The sequence below is a fragment of the Mycobacterium sp. E3305 genome, assembly GCF_001666785.1.
In the GTDB taxonomy this organism is placed as follows: domain Bacteria; phylum Actinomycetota; class Actinomycetes; order Mycobacteriales; family Mycobacteriaceae; genus Mycobacterium.
The window spans coordinates 1-15,525 of record NZ_LZJA01000253.1; the positions used below are offsets into that span (position 1 = coordinate 1).

At 68.5% G+C, this 15,525-nt stretch carries 11 protein-coding genes, 1 tRNA gene and 2 pseudogenes; 4 read left to right on the plus strand and 10 right to left on the minus strand.

The genetic code is table 11. The features are described from left to right. Nucleotides 1-38: 38 nt before the first annotated feature. From A5701_RS22980 to A5701_RS23000, 5 genes are all read right to left on the minus strand, one after another. Nucleotides 39-2,069, minus strand: a complete 2,031-nt coding sequence (locus A5701_RS22980; RefSeq protein WP_067759563.1) for a cytochrome c oxidase assembly protein — start codon at nt 2,067-2,069, stop codon at nt 39-41. A 29-nt stretch (nt 2,070-2,098) separates the two neighbouring features. Further along, entirely contained in the window at nt 2,099-4,456 is a 2,358-nt protein-coding gene (locus tag A5701_RS22985; RefSeq protein ID WP_067759567.1) for a glycerol-3-phosphate 1-O-acyltransferase, read from the minus strand. Further along, nucleotides 4,453-6,192, minus strand: coding sequence for an HAD-IB family hydrolase/lysophospholipid acyltransferase family protein (locus A5701_RS22990; RefSeq protein WP_067759573.1), 1,740 nt, complete (start codon nt 6,190-6,192; stop codon nt 4,453-4,455). The genes A5701_RS22985 and A5701_RS22990 overlap by 4 nt, the downstream gene beginning before the upstream one ends. Further along, the gene (locus A5701_RS22995; protein WP_156670231.1) at nt 6,189-7,655 is read right to left on the minus strand and encodes a wax ester/triacylglycerol synthase family O-acyltransferase; all 1,467 of its coding nucleotides are present in this window, start codon (nt 7,653-7,655) and stop codon (nt 6,189-6,191) included. The genes A5701_RS22990 and A5701_RS22995 overlap by 4 nt, the downstream gene beginning before the upstream one ends. Nucleotides 7,656-7,794: 139 nt before the next feature. After that, nucleotides 7,795-9,042 carry an alpha/beta hydrolase gene (locus A5701_RS23000; protein WP_067759580.1) on the minus strand — a complete coding sequence of 416 codons (1,248 nt, stop codon included), beginning with the start codon at nt 9,040-9,042 and terminating at the stop codon, nt 7,795-7,797. 187 nt (nt 9,043-9,229) lie between these two features. Here A5701_RS23000 and A5701_RS23005 point away from each other — a divergent pair. Both A5701_RS23005 and A5701_RS29085 read left to right on the plus strand, forming a co-directional pair. Beyond that, nucleotides 9,230-9,303: transfer RNA gene (locus A5701_RS23005), tRNA-Arg, on the plus strand. Nucleotides 9,304-9,684: 381 nt separating this feature from the next. After that, nucleotides 9,685-9,996 carry a hypothetical protein gene (locus A5701_RS29085; RefSeq protein WP_082954956.1) on the plus strand — a complete coding sequence of 104 codons (312 nt, stop codon included), beginning with the start codon at nt 9,685-9,687 and terminating at the stop codon, nt 9,994-9,996. An 8-nt stretch (nt 9,997-10,004) separates the two neighbouring features. On the opposite strand, the gene A5701_RS23015 is transcribed toward A5701_RS29085, so the two are convergent. From A5701_RS23015 to A5701_RS23030, 4 genes are all read right to left on the minus strand, one after another. Then, on the minus strand, nt 10,005-11,183 hold the full coding sequence (locus A5701_RS23015; protein ID WP_067759589.1) for a serine hydrolase domain-containing protein: 1,179 nt from the start codon (nt 11,181-11,183) through the stop codon (nt 10,005-10,007). Continuing rightward, entirely contained in the window at nt 11,180-12,649 is a 1,470-nt protein-coding gene (locus tag A5701_RS23020; RefSeq protein WP_067759595.1) for a biotin carboxylase, read from the minus strand. Before A5701_RS23020 ends, A5701_RS23015 begins: the two co-directional genes overlap by 4 nt. Before the next feature lie 139 nt (nt 12,650-12,788). Next, a complete protein-coding gene (locus A5701_RS23025) occupies nt 12,789-13,481 on the minus strand; it encodes a type 1 glutamine amidotransferase domain-containing protein (protein WP_067759602.1) in 693 nt (230 codons plus the stop codon). An 84-nt stretch (nt 13,482-13,565) separates the two neighbouring features. Further along, a complete protein-coding gene (locus tag A5701_RS23030) occupies nt 13,566-13,814 on the minus strand; it encodes a hypothetical protein (protein ID WP_067759609.1) in 249 nt (82 codons plus the stop codon). 294 nt (nt 13,815-14,108) lie between these two features. On the opposite strand from A5701_RS23030, the gene A5701_RS23035 reads away from it, so the two are divergent. Beyond that, entirely contained in the window at nt 14,109-14,522 is a 414-nt protein-coding gene (locus tag A5701_RS23035; protein WP_067759614.1) for a hypothetical protein, read from the plus strand. Nucleotides 14,523-14,870: 348 nt separating this feature from the next. Then, nucleotides 14,871-15,254 (plus strand): annotated as a pseudogene (locus tag A5701_RS23040) (enoyl-CoA hydratase-related protein); the annotation flags it as partial. Between the two features lie 86 nt (nt 15,255-15,340). On the opposite strand, the pseudogene A5701_RS29420 reads toward A5701_RS23040, so the two are convergent. Continuing rightward, nucleotides 15,341-15,472 (minus strand): annotated as a pseudogene (locus tag A5701_RS29420) (enoyl-CoA hydratase); the annotation flags it as partial. Nucleotides 15,473-15,525: the final 53 nt, after the last annotated feature.

The following is a 15,525-nucleotide window of genomic DNA, read 5'->3' on the forward strand; positions in this document are numbered from 1 at the left end:
CCCGAAACAGGTTGCTGGATAGACGAATTCGTACGTTGTCAGAGCGGCTTTGCATGTCCCGGCGTGTCACGGCGCGCCAGCTCGGCCAGCATCGCGTTGTAGGCGACCAGCTCGGCGTCGTCGTCACGGTCGGCGGCGCGGTCGAGCCGCCGGGCGGTGCGGTCGTCGCTGCGGGCCCACTGCACCAGCAGCGCGAGCATCACGATCACCAGGGGCAGTTCGCCGGCCGCCCAGGCAATGCCGCCGCCCAGCCGCTGGTCCCCCAGCAGGTCGGTGTGCCAGCTCAAACCGAGCGAGCGGTAATAGTCGGCGCCGAGCACCCTGCGGGTGCCCATCAGCACCACCCCGAAGAACGCGTGCAGCGGCAGCGAGGCGAACACCACGCCCACCTTGGCCAGCGGCGGGATCGGTCGCGGGGTGGGGTCGACGCCGATGACGATCCAGTAGAAGAGGTAGCCGCTGAGCAGGAAGTGGACGTTCATCGCGAGATGGCCCGCGTGACTGCCGACGGCGATGTCGAACAAGTTCGACAGGTACAGCCCGTAGAAGCCGGCGACGAAGAGCACGGTGGCGACGACCGGGTTGGTGAGGAACCGCGATAGGCGGCTGTGCAGCGCGGCCAGCAGCCATTCCCGCATGCCGGGCGGTTCGTCGCGGCCGGCGGCGGGCAACGCACGCAGGGCCAGGCTCACCGGGGCGCCGAGCACCAGCAGGATCGGCACCAGCATCGACAGGCCCATGTGGGCGACCATGTGGACGCTGAACATCGCCGGCATGTAGCGGCCGACGCCCGACGAGGTGACGAACAGCAACGCCAGGCAGCCCAGCAGCCAGGACGCCGTCCGGCCCGGCGGCCAGGCGTCGCCGCGGCGGCGCAGACGCACCACCGCGGCCACGTAGAGCGCGGCGAAGACGATCGCGGCGCTGCCGAAGATCAGGTCGAATCGCCAGTCGAACAGGATGCGGGCCGCGGTGGGCGGGCCGTTGAAGTCGTAGCCGATCTCGGCTTCGGGAATCGAGGGCAGCCGGCTCGGCGGCGGTGGTGGCGGGGTGCGGCCCAGCCCGACGGCGACGCCGAAGGTGAGGCCGAAGACCGCGGCCTCGGCGAGCGCCAGCCGGAGCAGGGCGCGGCGGCCGCCGGAGTCGGCCGGTTCGGCTTGCAGCCGCGCGACGGCGATGCGCCGCTGGCGCCAGCCGATGACCCCGAGCGCGCACAAAGCGAGGAACTTGGCGATCACCAGGCGCCCGTATTCGGTGGTGACCAGGTCGCCGAGCGGCACCCGCACCACGGCGTTCATCACACCGCTCAGCGCCATCGCGACCCAGCACCACAGCGCGATCGCGGAGAACCGCCGGGCCGCCAATGCGACGTGTCCCCCGCCGCGCAGCCCGTAGGCGGCCAACGCGAGCAGGCCACCGGCCCAGACACCGGCGGCCACGAGGTGGATCAGCAGGCTGTTGGTGGCCAGGTCGTGCGACCCGCCTGCCGACGAGTGGCCCGTCAGTCCCAAGGGCAGCAGGGTCAGCAACGAGCCGGCGAACAGCAGCGGCGTCCACGACCAGCGCAGCACCGCCAGGCTCGCCAGCATCACCAGCGCCGCCAGCGCCGCGGTCCAGCGCCACGCGGAGGCGGTGGTGACCAGCCCGGCCACCGACCAGATCCGTGCCGGGTCGAGCAGCGCGACCAACGGTCGCCCCGACACGTCGGAGATGGTCAGCGGCACCAGCAGCGCCGCGCACACCGCCCAGACCCCGGACGCCACCGTGCCCAGCCGAAGCGCCCGGTACCCGTCGGCGTCCAGGACGCCGCTGCGTTGCGGTGGCACCAGGAAAGCCGCGAACAGAAAGGACCCCACGGCCAGCACCGCGGCGAACTCCCCCGCGGCCCGGACGAACGGCAGCCCCAACGTGGTCGTCGGGCCCGGGTCCGGCAACCCGGTGGCGGTCAGCGCGTCGGCCAGCGACAGCGCCCCGATACCGGCCGCCGTGCATCCCGCCAGCAACGCGACGCCGATCAGCAGCGGCCACACCAGCGCGCGTGGTGTGGTCACGGACCGGTCGACCGTCATACAACCAGGGTATGGGCGCGGATCCGCGACTACCGAGCCAGGCGCTCCTCGCGGGCCTTGGCCTCGCGGGCGACGAACTGATTACGCGCGATCCGCCCGATGTAATCGGAGTCCCGCAGGATGCCCCTCAGTTCCTCCCCGAACGCGCCCCGGCGTTCGGAGAGGTCCGGGCCCGGCGCGACCAGATCCTGGTCGGCGACGACCTGATACGCGGTGGCGAACAGCAACGTCGACACCGATTCGCTGCTGCGCACCCGCGTCTGCGCCACATACTGGCGCCCCACGCCCAGTGCCGACTCCGTCAACTCCTTCTGGCCGACGTCGGCCGGCGCGTCGCGCAGCACGTCGGCGACGATCTCATAGGCCTCGAAGAACACCCGCAGCATCGCGTCAGCCATCAACGGCCGCTTGGAGAACAACAGCGCGTCGATCTCTTCGCCGCCCGCGGTGACATGGCCTTCCCAATCGTCGTGCCAGGCCATCTCTTCGGCGATGTTTTCCCGAAACGCCGCCGAGTCCGCGAAGTAGAAGTCGAACTTCAACAGGTCGCGCAGCCGCATCGCCTGATCCCAGAAGGCCCGCATGCGGTCACCCTCGACGTGCCGCGCATGCGCCAGCGCGAGCTCGACGATCGAGGTCTCCAGGAACGCGTGGATCAGCGAATTGCGGTAGAACGCGGCCGCGTGCTGCTCGTCGGGGGCGATGCGCCACACCGGCTCCCGTCCACCGTCGACCCGGGTGATCGGGTGCCCGTTGGACAACGCGTCGACCGCCGCGCGCACGCCGTCGCGCGAGCGCAGCCGCAACGCGCTCGTCGACATCGGGTTTTGCTTGCGTTCCAGGTAGTCCAGCGAATCCTGCAGGGTGTGGTGAAGCTGACCGAGCGTCAACGCCGCGCCGCGGGTGGTCAGCAGCAGCGCGCATACCAGGCCGGTGGCCGTCACCGGCGTCGCCTGCAATATCCGCCACGCGACCTCGAACGACATCTTCTGCAGCGCAAGTCGTTTGGCGTCCTGGTCCTGGACCAGCGGGCCGTGCGTCGGGCCCAGGTACTGGCGCATCGAAACGGCTTCGGGGAAGCGGACGTAGATCTTGCCGTAGTTGCGTTCGCCCTGCGCGCGGATGAAGTTGTAGAGCCAGCCCACGCCTTCGGGCGTCTTCTCGCCGCCCCGGGCGTAGGCCGCATACTCGGCGGTCTCGTGCAGCTGATCGAAGCTGATGGACACCGGCTGCAGCAGGATGTCTTCGCTGCGCCCATCCAGGTAGGCGTCGGCGACGTAGGCGAGCAGGCCCAGCTTCGGGGGCAGCATCTTGCCGGTGCGCGACCGCGTGCCCTCGATGGACCAACTCAGGTTGAACCGCTTTTCGACGATGTAACCGACGTATTCGCGCAGCACGTACTTGTAGAGCGGGTTGTCGCCGATGTTGCGGCGGATGAAGATGACGCCGGACCGGCGCAACAGCGGCCCCATCGCACCGAATGACAAGTTGATGCCGGCGAACACGTGCACGGGCGGAAGCCGGTTCTCCTGCATCGCCACCGGCACCACCGCGCCGTCGATGTAGGAGCGGTGCGAGAACAACAGCACTGCGGGGTGGGTTTCCAGGGCGGCGCGCATCGCGGCGACCTGGTAGCCGTCGTAGTCGATCTCGGGGTCGAATCCGCGGCTGAGCGCCCTCCCCAGGACGCCGACCAGGTCGACCGACACCCGGCTCCAGCCGGTGGCGAGTTCGTCGAGCATCTCGCCCGCTTCGTCGACGGTGGCGCCGGGGATCGTCTTCAGCCCGGCTCGAAATCGGCTGGACTCCAAGATCTCCGGCTTCACCAGTCGCGGAGATTTGTACTGCGGCCCCAGGATTCGGTACTCGACGCGTTCCAGCGCAAGCAGAGCGCGGCGGATGACGAACCGGGCGAAGTCGCACGAGTTCTCCCCGACGGTGATCTCGCGCCACTGCTGGCGCAGTTCGGAGACTTTGGCCGGTTCGCCTGCCACCACTCGCGCCCGCTGGGGCGCGTTGCGCATGATCTGCAGTTGCTGACGCTCGTTGGGATGGTAGGGGTCCCGGCCGGGCAGCAGGCCGGCCAGCTTCGCGATCCTGCCGCGATTGGGCGGCGGCAACCAGAACACCCGCACCGGCACGACCGCACGGTCGTCGTTGGCGTCGTTGGCAGCCTCGAGCTGCTCGATCAGCGCGGCGAGCGCGCCGGCCGGCGCGTTGGGCGGCGGCAGCTCCAGGACGTCGAATCTCGCCTCGGGCCGGTCGGCGCGCTGTTGCGCCATCCAGGCCGTCACCAGTTCCCTCTCCACCGGCGACGCCATGGACGCCAATACCAGCGAGTCTTGGCCGGTGAGCACCGCGGTGGTATCCGCGGCCGGTTCGGTCACGGCCGCCCTTCGGGCGGGGATTCCGGCGGCTCGGCACCGGCGGCCGCCTGGGCGGGCCGTTGCGCCTCACCGTCTTTGAGGACGGCCTGAGACTCGTGGGGATCCGCCTTGGCCGGCTTGGATTTCGAGGCGGCCTTCTTCGCCGGCGCTTTTCTTGCCGGTGACTTCGAACCGGCTTTAGCCGCAGTCTTTTTCGCGGGCGCCTTGGTCTTTGCAGACGACTTCTTCTCCGCGTGCAGGTCGACCTCGGGCAGCTCGTCGATCGGCCAATTGGCCAGCGTGTCCAAATACAGCTGCCGGACCTCGGCGATGCGCTCCGGCAGATTCTCGACGGTCCAGTCCTGCACCGAGATCGGCGGGAACACCGCGACGTCGACCGTGCCGGGGTTGATGACCGTGGAGTTCCTGGCGGCGACCAGCTCGGCGTTGCGGATCACGATCGGGACGATCGGGATCCCGGCCGCCATGGCGAGGCGGAACGGCCCCTTCTTGAACGGCCCGACCTCGGTGGTGTCGACCCGGGTGCCTTCCGGGGCGATCACGATCGAAAGCCCTTTCCTGGCGCGGTCTTCGACCTCGTGCATCGTCTCCATGGCCGCGGCGGGGTCGTCCCGGTCGATGAACACCCCGTCGAGCAGCCTGCCGAGCGTGCCCATGATCGGGTCCTTTTGCAGCTCCTTCTTGCCCACGCCGATCCAGTTGTCGCGCACCAATGCCCCGGCGATCACCGGGTCGACCTGGTTGCGGTGATTGAAGATGAACACCGCGGGCCGCTGTGCGGTCAGGTTCTCCTGGCCGATGACGTTGAGCTGAACGCCGGCGATCGCCAGGGACAGCTGCGAGAAGGTGGAGGTGAAGAAGTTGACGCCGCGGCGCCGATTCCGGGTCAGCACGCCGATGCCCACGGCGCCGGCGGCGACCGGGAACATCGAACCGAATCCGGCCAGGGTGCGGATCTGGCGGCGCAGACCGACCGGACCCCGGCTGTTGAACCGCAGGATCGGCCAGCCGCGGCGCTTGGCCACCGCGGCCATCTTGCCCTCGGGGTTGGTCGGCCGCGGGTTGCCGACCAGATACATCAGCGCGACGTCCTCGTCCCCGTCGGCGTAGAAGTAACTGTCCTTCAGGTCGATGCCGTTCTCGGCCGCAAACCGTTGCACCGCAGCGGCTTTGCCCGGCCCCCACAGGATCGGCTTCTGCACGCCGCCGGTGAGGATGCCGTCTTCGGTGGTCTCGAACTTATTGGTGAGCATGTTGGAGATACCGAGGAACCGCGCCACCGGGTTGACCTGGATGGTCAGCGCCGACGAGCTGAGCACCACGGTGTGGCCACGCGCCACGTGCGCCCGGACCAACTCGCGCATCTCCGGGTAGATCCGCGACTCGATCCGCTGTACGAACAGTCGCTCGCCGATCTCCTCCAAATCGTCGAGCAAGCGGCCGGCCAACGCGGCGGCGGCCTTGCCGATGAGATCCTCGAACTCGATGCGCCCGAGCGTGTGGCTCAGGCCGGCCTGAACCATGCCGAGCAGTTCGCCCACCCCCATGTCACGGCGCAGCAGCCGCTCCTGGGTGAGGATCACCGCGGTGAACCCGGCCACCAGCGTCCCGTCCAGGTCGAAGAACGCCCCGATCTTGGGACCCGGTGGGCTGGCCATGATTTCGGCGACCGAGCCCGGCAGCCGCATGTCCCCGGTCGCGCCGCCGTCGGCTCCCTGGTCTTTCGCGGCGCTCATGAGCCCGACGCCGTCCGTGCGGAGGTCGCCGGTTCGGCGAACGAGGCGGGCACCGCGCGGGGTGCCGAATCACCCGCGAGCGCCAGAATTTCGTCGAAGCCCTCGAGCAGGCATTGGGCGAACAGCGGTTCGTTGCGCACCGACGCCCTGTCGTAGCGCACGGTGATGGTGCACCAACCGCCCCGCGAGATCAGCACCACCATCATCGCGACGCCCGGCAGTGGGCCGATGCCGTACTGCCGCAACACCTTTGCACCGGCGATGTAGGTATCCCCGGGGTACACCGGGACGTTGCTGGCCTGCACGTCAGATCCGATCACCGAGCCGGTGATGCCCTCGAGGACCGCGGTCGGCAGGACGCTGAGCAGCGGTGCGACCGAACCGATGATGTTCATCGCCGGTTCGTCGCGGCGTTGCGTCATCTGCGCGCGGATCTTCTTCATCCGCGAAACCGGATCGACGGTGCCGACGGGCGCGGCCAGGTTGACACCGGTGAACCGGTTGCCGCCGGCCGTGTCGGCGTCGGCCCGCAAGTTCACCGGGACCGCCATCGGCAGCGTGCTGATCGGCACACCGAGCGCCTCGTGGTAGCGCCGCAGGGCGCCGCAGAGGCCGGCCAGGTAGGCGTCGTTGATCGATCCGCCGCCGGCTTTGGCGGCCTTGTGCAGATCGGAGAGCGGGATGTCGATCGCTTCGGTGCGGGTGGCCAGGCTGCGCCGCCGCAGCAGCGGCGACGGCTCGGCCGCCCGGTTGAGCACCCGCATCCCCGACATGGCGTAGCCGACGATCCCCGACACCGTGGCGCCCGGTTCCAGGACCGCCCGCCCGGCCGCCGAGACCGCCCCGGACACGGCGCTCAGGACGCCACCGACCACGGCGGTGGGCAGGTGGTTGATGCCTTGCCGCATCAGGTCGTTGGCCGTGAGGTCCTGCGGGATGGGCAGCGGGGGCGTCGGTTTGGCCGGCGGATCGCGTTCGAGGTCATAGATTTCGGCGAACATCTGCACCCCGCCGACGCCGTCGGTGACGGCGTGGCTGACGTGCAGCAGGGTCGCGGCCTTTCCGCCGGCCAAACCCTCGACCAGGGTGGCGGTCCACAGCGGCCGGGAGATGTCCATCGGCGACTGCAGGATCACCTCGGCGAGGTTGAACACGTCGCGCAGCGTGCCGGGTTCGGCCACCCGCATGCGGCGCACATGGAATTCGAGGTTGAAATCGGGGTCCACCACCCACCGCGGTGACGCCGTCGGCAGCGTCGGCACGACCACCTTCTGCCGCAACCGCAACACCCGCCGGGAGGCGTTTTCGAACCGCGTCAGGAACTTGTCCCAGTCCGGCGTGGTGTCGAGGAGCTCCAGCGCCATGATCCCCGAGCGGGTCCGGGGATTCGCTTCGCCCCGATGCATCAGATAGTCGACCGGTCCCAGCTGGTCGGACAACTTCACGACCTCGGACTCAGTCATCGCCATCCGCCCGATGCGCCAACCTTGTCACCGTCGATCAAGCCTCCTGCCTAGGACCCACCCACCCAATTGCCACCACAACGCTAGTCGGGTTGCCGCGCTGGTGAAAGGAGCGGTCGGGCCGTACGGCGATGGCGACTCAGCTGGCCGACGTGGCGGTCAGCGGCACCGTGTCCAGCAGCGAGCTGACGCGCCGGCCGTAGATGACGCCAAGGAAATCGGCGACGGCGTCGGCGGCCAGCCGCGATCGGACCGTCGAAAGGATGTCGAACGCGTGGTGCGCGTTGGCGAGCTCGGCGTGGGCCACCGTCGCGGCGCCGGCCGCGCGCAACGCCGCGCAGAAGGTTCGGGCCTGGCCGCTGGGCACCACTTCGTCCTTCTCGCCGTGCAGGACGAAGAAGGGCGGCGCTTCACCGTGCACGTAGGACACCGGCGACGCCGCCTCGAACCGCTCGGGCTGGTCGTCGTGGCGGGCCTTCAGCACGAACTGCTCCAGGAACGGCAGCATCAGCGGGTGCATGTTGTCGAAGTCGGTGAAGTCGTACACGCCGTAGTAGGGGGCGACGGCCTGGACCGTCGTGTCGGCCTCTTCGAACCCGGGCTGAAACGCCGGGTCGTTCGGGGTGAGCGCCGCCAGGGAGGCCAGGTGTCCACCGGCCGACCCGCCGGTGATCGCGATGAAGTCGGGGTCGCCGCCGTAGTCCGCGATGTTCTGGCGGACCCACGCGATCGCCCGCTTCACGTCGATGAGGTGCGCGGGGAACGTGGCACGCGGGCTCTTGCAGTAGTTGATCGAGACGCAGATCCAGCCGAGTTCGGCCATGCGGCTCATCAGCGTGTAGGCCTGCACCCGTTTGTCGCCGACGGTCCACGCCCCGCCCGGAACCTGGATCAGCACCGGCGCCCGCCGCCCCGGTGCGAGGTCGTGGCGCCGCCAGACGTCGAGCAGATTGTCGCGGCCGCCCGGGCCGTAGGAGATGTTCGAGGTCTGCGCGGCGTAGCGGCGGTGCGGCCCGGGCCGGCCCAGCATGCCGCCGCGCGGGGCGCAGACGGGCTGGGTGGCGCCCGGGTGGCACACCTGCTCGCGGAAGTCCGGGCCGAAGGACTCCTCAAGCGCGGAGGTGAGGGCCCGATCCGCCCGCTGCGCCGCCCAGGCGGCGCCGACGCGGCCGATCGACGGGTGCGAGACGCGCGACAGCGCGTGGCCGGTCAGGACGTGCGGGGGAAACTCCGTGGACAGCCAGCCGGCGAGACAGCCCAGCGCGAACGGCGAGCCGCGCAGCAACAGCGTGCCGGCCCGGTAGGCGTCCATCGCATCGGCCGCCAGGCGTGAGGCCTGGTTACTGGCCCACGAGCACCGTGAAGTCAAGTGCGTGGTCACGCTCATAACAACGCCACCCCTCGACGTTATGCACACGCTCCGTTGCGGTGAACGGCCGATGACCGGCCGGTGTTCTACGTGTGTCGAGGGTCCCAACCATAGCCGATACATGCGGTGCGCGAACGCTTTTCACGCGCGCCGCGGCGGCGAGTCGTGGCGCGACACGCCGTTGGAATAGACTGACCTGCACATTGCCTCCGTAGCTCAGGTGGATAGAGCAAGGGCCTTCTAATCCCTAGGTCGCACGTTCGAGTCGTGCCGGGGGCACTCCGACCGGTATGACCTCGGCTGATGGTTGACGGCTCAGTTCCGGCCCGAGGTCAAACTTCCTAATTGGTGCCGGCCAGACGACTGGTCAGAGGCGTTTTGGTGCGGCGGCGTTGCGGGTAACCACCGAGGGTGCGCGCGGAATCCGTAATTGCCGCACCCGCGGTCGCGGTGGCGATCGCCGCATACTCGTGTCCCGTCGGTTCGGCCGACCCCGCGCCCGAGAATCCACCGTTTCCGATCGGTCAGCTCGGAGTGCCCGCGCATGCGCGGGCGGCCGACGGTGCGACCGCGGACATCACCGTCGACAGTGCGACGCGGTTACCGCCCGGGTGCGCCTCTCATTTTGCCAATCCGGCGTCTGACCCCGGTTGCACGGTAGTGGAGTTGACCGTCACCGCGACGTCCCATCAGTTCTTCCAATTCGACCGCGATCACGTCTTCGCCGGATACGGCGGCGGCGACCAGCCGATGACTCATACCGACAATGCGCCCGAACCGGCAACGTCTGCGGTCGACTTCCAGAGGTTCGACAAGATGCCCCCGCTGCAATCGGGCGGCCTGCACGACGGGCAGAGCACTCATGGGTTCGTCGGCTTCGTTATGCCCACAGCCGGGGACCTGTACATCACGGTCAACGATCCCTCGGATCCAGCGCCCTACACCGAAGCGGGCTTTATCGTCCACACCTGACGGGCCAGCTAACCGGTGACTCCGGCCAGTTCGTTCGCCACCGCATCGAACGCGCGCAACGTGTCCAACATGTGCGGCTCGTGCGAGTGGGGCTGGGTGGACACCTTGGCGGCGACCACCTCCGCCGCCCGGTTGACGTAGACCATCTGGCCGCACATGCCCAGGCACAACACGACATTGGCACCCGGGTAGGGGAACCACATCTGGTTGCGGTACATCCCGCCGGGCAGGTCGGTGTCGTGGTCGGGGCTGGCGGCGAACGCCTCCCGCGAGTCGGGCCCACCGTCGAAGGTGTCGGCGAGCCACGCCGCCGGTACCACTTGTTGGCCGGTCAACGAGACCCCGTCACGCAGGAACAGCGAACCGAACCGGATCAGGTCGGTCAGGCAGGCGTTGACGCCGCCGTCGAAGAAACCGGTGCCGGCCGGGTCGACGGCGATGGTGGCGTCGTACTCGGCGCCGATGCGGCTCCACAGCAATTCCGACATCAGCTCCGGCATGCGTTGTCCGCCGGCGGCCTCACAGATCCAGCCGAGTACGTCCGTTTCACACGAGCGGTACTCGAACGGGCCGCCGTGCACCGACTTCTGCCGCAGCGTCAGCAGGAACTCACGCAACGTGGCGGGAGCATCCGCGTTCCGCCGCGGCGCCCACCCCATCGCCTGGTCAAGCAGGTGAATCTCGGCGGCCGGATCGTCGTAGTTTTCGGAAAACTTGATACCCGACCTCATGTCCAGCAAGTGGCGCACCGTCGCACCGGCGTAGCCACACGTCGCCAGGTCGGGAACGTACGCCGTGACCGGCGCGTCAAGCTCGATCGCGCCGGCCTCGTGCAGCGCGCCCGCGACGGCGCCCACCAGCGACTTGCTCACCGAGAACAACAGGTGCCGGGTGTTTGGCGCCATGACGTGGAGGTACTGCTCGGCCACCAGCGACCCGCGGTGGGCGACGGCCCACCCGTCGGTTGCCGTGGCGGCCATGACCGCGCCGACGGTGGTGGCCGACCCGTCGGTCCCGGCCAGGCCGATCTCGGCCACCGGAGCGCCGGCGGCGGGCAACGCGGCGACCGGCCCCGTCCCGCGCGGGATCAACGCCGTCGGCACGAAATCTTCGACATGCTGGAACGACCAATGCGAATAGGGCGCCGCCAGCCAGTTGTCCAGGGAGATACCGGCCGGGGCGCTCACGCGCGCGCGACGAGCCGAGAGACGATCGGCGCGGCCGGCGTCAGGGGCGTCGAGGTGAACTTCGCCTTCATGCCCTTGACCCAGCGCTGGCAGCGGTCGCTCAGCTGATAGTCGTCGGTCTGCAGGTGCGAGCGGGTGACGAGCACGCCGAGTTGGGCGCCCTCGGACCGTAAGTCGCCGGGCGCCGCGACCCGCATGTAGAAAGCCTCGGAGCCATCGAGCAGCGTGGCCCAGTCGTTTGCGGTGCGCGAGAAGGAAACCCGGCCTTCGTCGTCGAGGCGCCAAACCCCGGTCCGCGGCGTCGCGGTGAAGATCTCGATGTCCGGCGAGGTCTCGGTGATGATCACCTGGCCCCAGACCTCGTCCTCGCCGTAGCCCCGCTCCCAGCGCGCGTTGATCTCGTCGATGTCGAGCTCGTAGTCCACGTCCATGTACTCGAGCAGGTGGAAGAGGAACAGCGGCATGTCGGCGTAGGCCTCGGTGGTCAGGTTCGTCATCGGGCTGGCGCCACTCAGGCGTGGGTTCACCTCGCCGAGGTAGAGCTCGTCGGAGTCGAGGTCGTGCAACAGGTCCACTTCGAAGTAGCCGAGGTATCCCTCGCGGCGCATGACGTCGCCGAGCTTTGTCACCATTTCCCGCGCGGCGTGCGTCTGGGCGGGTGGCAGCACCTCGTGCCAGATGTCATTGCCGCACCAGCTGCCGCGGCTCGGCGTCAGCTCCGAATATCCGACGAGGCTCGTCATCGCGGGTCCGACCACGGTGCCGTGGCGGGTCACGGCTCCCTCCAGGCACACCTCCACGTTGCGGATCCGCTTCATTACCTTGAGGTCCTGCCCGACCAGGTCGCCGGCATGCTGGTCCCAGTCGCGCTGACCGTGCACGAAGAACGTCCCGCTGCCGGCGTTGCCGTAGGCGATCGAGATGACCAGGTCGTCTCCCAAGCCGGAGCCTTCCGCGAGCGCCAACAGTTCGTCGTAGGAGCCGGCCCGCCCGATCGTGTTGGGCACGCTGGGCACCCCCGCCTCGTCGGCCAGCCGCGTCATCACGATCTTGGAGCCCAGCCGATTGCGCAGCTCGATCGGCGGATGCATGACTTCGAGGCCGGCCGACCGGGCGAGGGCCTGGATCTCCTCGTTCATCATCACAAAGCAGCACTTGCCGCCGGGACCTTTGCCAGCGATGAACTCGAGCGTCTCGGGATCGGACAGCAGGTGGCTGCAGACGTCGTCCATGGAATCGAAATCGCGCCGGTCGCGTCGCCGGGGCACGAACACGCGCGAGTGGGTGCCCTCGAACGAGTCAAAGTAGGTCAGGTAGAAGAAGTTTCGTATCCAGCGGTCAACGCCGAGCAAGTTGAACGGCGTCGGCGAGACGAAGAACAGCGGGACCTTGTTCGTGTGGAAGAACGCGCGGATGTCCGAGAGGCCTCTCAGCGGGCCGCGCCGCTCCGGTTCGGACACCCTCACGCCACCCGCGCCGACATCGACGCCCCGGGCGAGGGCGGTGCGGTCAGCGCGTCGGCGTTGCAATCACATACCGTCATTCCCCAAGTGTGGACCCGCGCTAGGCCGCGCGAAAGTGGAACGCCGGGGGCGCCGGCACTCCCTAGCCGAGTTCCTTCATGAACTCCTTAGCCAAAGGCCCAGCGGAGGCGGGGTTCTGGCCCGTGAACAGATTGCGGTCCTTCAGCGTGTAGGGCTTCCAGCGTTCGCCACGCGAGAAGTCGACGCCCATCTTCACCAGCTCGTCCTCGGCCGTCCACCGCGCCTTTTCCAGCAGCCCGACGCCGTCCTCTTCGTCGTTGGTGAAGGCCGTGACCTTGTAGCCGGCGAACGGTGAAACCCCGTTTCGCCGGGTAGCCATCATGGCAACCGGCGCGTGGCAGACGATGGCCAGCGGCTTGCCGGAAGCGAGCGCCGCGATCAGCAGCCGGCCCGAGTCGGCGTCCTGCCACAGGTCCTCCATCGGGCCGTGCCCGCCCGGGTAGTAGACGGCGTCGTAATCGTCGACCCGGGCGCTGGCCAGCTCGATGGGGCGGCGCACCTCCTCAGCCGATCGCAGGATCTCCTCCAGCTCTAGGGCGATCTCTTCGCTGCCGGCCATCGACGGACGCAGGCTCATCACATCCACGTGTGGGACAACGCCTTTCGGTGTGGCCACCACGACCTGGTGACCGGAGCCGGTGAGCTCGCGGTACGGGGCCGCGAATTCCTCGGCCCAATAGCCCGTCGGATGCCGCGTGCCGTCCTTGAGTGTCCAGTAGCTCGCGCCGGTCACCACGAACAGAACCTTCGCCATCGCGCATCCCCTCGTCAGCGTGCACCGGACCGGCCCACCCCAGCGTCGTCCATCACACGGGCCGTGTGCAACCGCTGGCCACCGCTACGACGCCGGTGCGAGCTGCCAGACGAGGTCACGCTTACTGGCGGTCGCGCGGTCGCACGACACCATATGGCCGCTGGCGTCCTTGGAGGTCACATTCCGCATGGAACACGGGTGACCCGCCGCAGGCTTGTTCGCGGCGATGAGAGCCAGACCGAGCCCGATCAGGGCGGCGATCACGGCAGAGACAATCCCCAGGCGGATGTAACCGATTTTCTTGTCCGTGTTCTTCTCCGCCACGGTTCGCATGGGGCGCTCCTGCCGTCGATGCCTTGGATGGGTTGGGCCTTCTGTGCGGCCCGGCATCAGCATCGGCGGTAGGCCTTGGCAGATTCTCAAAAGCTCCTTGACGCCCCCACGCGCCCGGTCGCCCCGCCGGAATACACAGCGGCGTAAATGGCTCTTAACAAGTGCCGCCGCGCCGTCGTCGCCCAAAGTTTGCCAATTGGACGGCTAAGGAATAACAATTGGCGTGTCGTGCGAGCAGATGACGCCTGCAGGGGGATCATGACTTAGGGCGTCTCTATTCGAGGGGTGGTCGATGTGACGTCGGACGACTGGCAACCGGTGGTGCGAGTTGGCGAACCAAAGTTCGTAGCCGGCCTTGGCAACAGGATCAAAGTTGAGGTCAAGACGCGGGGGTGGCTGAGCCGAGACTGGCGCCGTTACTTCGGTCTGCAGGTATCACAGCAACGGCTCGATGCCAGGTACTCGTCGTACCCGTGCTGGGACGAGGTGCAGCGCATCGAGGGGACGTGTGCCGTCGACGAGGCGGAGCGTTACATCGAAATGATCGATGCCGCAATCCACTACGCGAACACCAGGCTGCGGCACGATACGCTGCCAAAGACGGTGATGCAGGGGACGCTGCGGGACCAACGTGTATGTGCGGTGCGACGTCGCCAAGCGGCGCTCGATCAGCTGGCCAAGAAGTTGGCACGGCCCGAGGCTGGGTGAGGCCGCCGGCGAGGGATCCGGCGGCGAGGCAGTTTCACCATTAAGCCACTTAATTATCGCCATGTAATCAAACACGCGGGATAGAACACCCACCGCCGAACGAAAACGCAATCGCGTCGCGCAACCATTCTTCGAAAACTCGACCGGGCCGCAATGGCACTCGCGTCCTCCCGGTTAAGCAAATCACCGGCGGGCAGACGCAATACGATTTCGTTAATTGACTTGAGCGCAGCAAAGGGGCGCACCGACGACCATGCCTGCGCAGGCGGCGCAGTACCCTTACCGTGCCCGGAGTCGCAGCATCCGTATGTCCCCGGACCCGTCAAACCCCAAGCCGCGGAGGTGCCGATGGCCCGATCCGAGCCCGTCTTGTCCACCGTCGACAATCGCGTCGCGCTGATCACCGTCAACGACCCCGACCGGCGTAACGCGGTGACCGCCGAGATGTCGGCGCGCCTCCGCGCCGCCGTCGAACAGGCCGAGGCCGATCCTGAGGTGCACGCGGTGGTGATCACCGGCGCCGGCAAGGCCTTCTGCGCGGGCGCGGACCTCAGCGCGCTCGGCGCCGCGGGCGGCGATAAAGCCGAGACCGGCCTGCAGCAGCTCTACGACGGCTTCATGGCCATCGGTGGCTGCCGGCTGCCCACCATCGCCGCCGTCAACGGCGCGGCCGTCGGCGCGGGTCTGAACCTCGCGTTGGCCGCCGATGTGCGCATCGCGGGCCCGGCGGCCAACGCCATGGCCGCGGCAACCGGATCGTCGGCGACGGCGAGCGCCAAGCCGTGGCGCACCGCGGACTCGGCGTCGAAACGCATGCCGAACAGCAAGGCCGCGCGTGCGACCTGGGGGCCCACCGCCCGCTGCAGCATCCAGGTCGCGCCGCCGCCGGGGTGCAATCCCAGCTGCTGGAATCGCGCGTCGAACAGGGCCGCCGGGCCCGCGATGCGCACATCGGCGGCCAACGCGAGGTTCAGACCCGCGCCGACGGCCGCGCCGTTGACGG

Coding starts and splice junctions, on each gene's coding strand:
- A5701_RS22980 (WP_067759563.1), bottom strand. CDS start 2,069: ATGACGGTCGACCGGTCCGTGACCACACCACGCGCGCTGGTGTGGCCG.
- A5701_RS22990 (WP_067759573.1), bottom strand. CDS start 6,192: ATGAGCGCCGCGAAAGACCAGGGAGCCGACGGCGGCGCGACCGGGGAC.
- A5701_RS22995 (WP_156670231.1), bottom strand. CDS start 7,655: ATGACTGAGTCCGAGGTCGTGAAGTTGTCCGACCAGCTGGGACCGGTC.
- A5701_RS23000 (WP_067759580.1), bottom strand. CDS start 9,042: ATGAGCGTGACCACGCACTTGACTTCACGGTGCTCGTGGGCCAGTAAC.
- A5701_RS23025 (WP_067759602.1), bottom strand. CDS start 13,481: ATGGCGAAGGTTCTGTTCGTGGTGACCGGCGCGAGCTACTGGACACTC.
- A5701_RS23030 (WP_067759609.1), bottom strand. CDS start 13,814: ATGCGAACCGTGGCGGAGAAGAACACGGACAAGAAAATCGGTTACATC.